The 2,840-nt window shown below is 40.9% G+C and carries 2 protein-coding genes and 1 pseudogene; all 3 read right to left on the reverse strand.

What is annotated here, in order from left to right; genetic code table 11:
• Nucleotides 1–1,164: pseudogene (locus ACP45E_RS17440) on the reverse strand (response regulator); the annotation flags it as partial.
• Complete coding sequence (locus ACP45E_RS17445) at nt 1,157–2,350, reverse strand: acyl-homoserine-lactone synthase (RefSeq protein WP_017038988.1); 1,194 nt, start codon at nt 2,348–2,350, stop codon at nt 1,157–1,159. The pseudogene ACP45E_RS17440 and the gene ACP45E_RS17445, both read right to left, overlap by 8 nt.
• Nucleotides 2,351–2,616: 266 nt before the next feature.
• Nucleotides 2,617–2,840 (reverse strand): cation:dicarboxylate symporter family transporter (locus ACP45E_RS17450; RefSeq protein WP_141707394.1); only part of this gene is annotated, 224 nt, incomplete at its 5' end.

The raw sequence follows: 2,840 nt of genomic DNA on the forward strand, positions 1-2,840 counted from the left end.
ACCGCTCTTCCGATCTTGGTCCTTTATCTCATCAACAATGAGCGCGTTCCCATTCAGCTGTATTTGATGGGTGTAAAGCTCATCTTCTTCGCTGGTCTGGATAAGTTGTATCTGAGACTGAGGGACATCTAACAACCGCGATAGTTTAGACATAGCGATGGAAGGAGATGATTGAAACTCGCTCACTAACGCGTTGATATCATCGAGTGGCGTGGTTTTTGAACGATAGATAATTAGACTGACATAGCGTTTGATCGTATTGAATAGGTATCGCCATGTGACACCGATAAACATACACCAAATGATGACATGAATGCCGGCTTGTGCAGGCGCAAGGAATTGAGATAACGACAGGTAGAGTGCGGAATAAATACCACTAGTCAGGGCGACGGTGAGTCCCAGAAATAAAATGTATCGGCCACTAAAAAATCGACGGGTTAGTAGAGCGTAACCAACCATCAACATTTCACTGATTGACAGTGCAGGTGGTAGCCATGTCAGTGAAAAGTCGTTCAACAAATAAGTAAAACCGAGCTGAATGATGGCTGTTGAAATCATAAAGATAGCAATGCCGAGAAGCATATAGTTAATTCTCGCTTGCCCGAGCTTATTAGCACTGTGTCTGATATGGATAAGATTGGTCAGCGTGAGGATAACGAGGGATATCAGAACGATGAAAAAACCTTGTGTATGCGGGCCAAATTCAATAATAAAGTGACTTGCGCTGCTCACCTGAACATCAATGACGGTCAAATCAGGAATAATGTTGACGATGACAGCATAAAAAACAAATAGACTGAGAATGAGGTAGTGTATTTTGGGTGTCGCTGATTGGGATAACTCAGCTCGAAGTTGACATGAGAACAAAAAGGCAAACATGAAGCCAAAGAAAGCGGATAGATTGGCAAAGATCGCCATGAAAATGGCAACGTCAGTGGGGAAAATGACAAGAAAGTCGGTATGAAAATAGGCGTTACTCATGATCCAGAAAAATAGACCAATGGAGTACAGTACATAAAACCGAAAGGTCTTGTTGTTATTCGAGCTCGATTGTCTGTGTAGGGACAGCCGAAAGTATCCTACCCAACTGAGAATGAGGAAAGAGATGCCAATAAGAACCAGCGCTTTAGGGTAAAGTAGAGGGGCAATCAGTGTGTCAAACATAGTTGATCTCTTTCATTTGTTTGATTCTGCTTACAACGCGACGTTTATAAGAGTTAAAGTTTGTGTTTTCGAGCTCATTGCATAAATTGGGAATAACCCAAAACCCTTTGTATGTATGCCTATCAGAATGATCGATCTTCCTGAAACTACTCGGAAAATAGCCGCCTTGTTCTAAGGTTTCGTAAAAGCGAATCATCCAAGGTTGTTCAATGATAGTGTAAGCCAATTTTATGTGCTTATTCATCAAATATCTCATTAGCTTTTTTTGAGCAAGAAATAGAAAAAATGTACCTTGAGTACTGGAGCCACTGACCGTTAAACGCAGCACTTCACAGACGAATGATTTATCTAAGATATGTGCACTAAACCTATCTTCAAAGCTTTGATTACAGTTCCCTTCAAGATGAAACGTCGAATCAAACAGTTCAAGTTCTAAACAGCGTTGGTTTAGATTGTTAGGTAAGCAAAGCTGCCAGTGATGATTACGGAAAAAAGGAGTGAAATAGAGCCAATTATTTGATTCTTGCCAGTTTTGCACGCGGGCCGATGAAACAATAGTCTTTGTCTTATTTAGGTGAGGATAATCATTGGTCGTCGTCATTACGAAATGGCTACCCTGGCGAGATATGTCTAGATTGAATAAAATTTCGTACCACTGGTTGTGTAAAACAAGTGTGGAGAGGTTGATTAATACAATCGCATCACTGAGTGTGACGGGCACTTCATGGTGAAGCGTCTGATACGGCGTGTCGACGGATTCGATATGCTCAATGAACTCTGAGTGATAGTGATCTTCGTTTAAGGATAGAGACCCTGGCCGATGGTCAGCCTCATAAGGGTAGCCTTGTTTGATTTTGAAAATCTCGTATTCACACCAAAACTGAGCCCAATGACCGAATCTCTGGATGGCTGACTTCTCTAATGATTTGTACTCACCTGGCCATGACTTAATATTAATATCTAATGCCTGTTGATAAGCACGGGTTTTTAAACAGGTCGTAATGCTTAGAGTTTCAGTCGAAGGATCAAGTGAATAGGTCAGTTGGAGTCTATCGATGAGTATGGTTTCACAGAATTGAGTTGAGAGCGTTTTTTCAATAAACAGCGCCGCGTAGAAACATTCTTCTTTGAGTGCCTTACTGATGCAGGGTTTTTCCATGCTATTTGATTCATTCATCGCAGCCATTTGAATTCCCTGTCTGAACAGACTCGTTGATAACTTAGTACCATAACAATAGAGTCAAATGCCATCGAGTGCATAACAGGGAAAGCGTGCGATAGATCCCAACAATAGCTCCCCAAATTAAAATAATAAAAAGGCCACAAGAGGATAGATCTTGTGACCTTTTTAAGACGCTTTGCTTAGATGTAGGTTCTGAAACTTACTTTCTACTACTTAACTTAAGTAACTTAACCTATTGAATTTAAGAGATTTAACTTGGTCTATTTAGATTACGCTTCTTGCTTTTGAAGTTCGACTTCACTTGCTTCTTCTTCAATTAAAGAATCAACAATAACCGCACAGGCTGCATCACCAGTGATATTAAGCGCAGTACGAATCATATCGAAGATACGGTCAAGAGCGAAAAGAAGCGGTAGACCTTCAATTGGAATACCTGCTGCAAGTAATACAGCAACAACTAAGAATGATGGACCAGGGACACCCGCTTGACCAA

This window comes from Vibrio genomosp. F10 str. 9ZD137 (genome assembly GCF_049974785.1).
GTDB lineage: Bacteria > Pseudomonadota > Gammaproteobacteria > Enterobacterales > Vibrionaceae > Vibrio.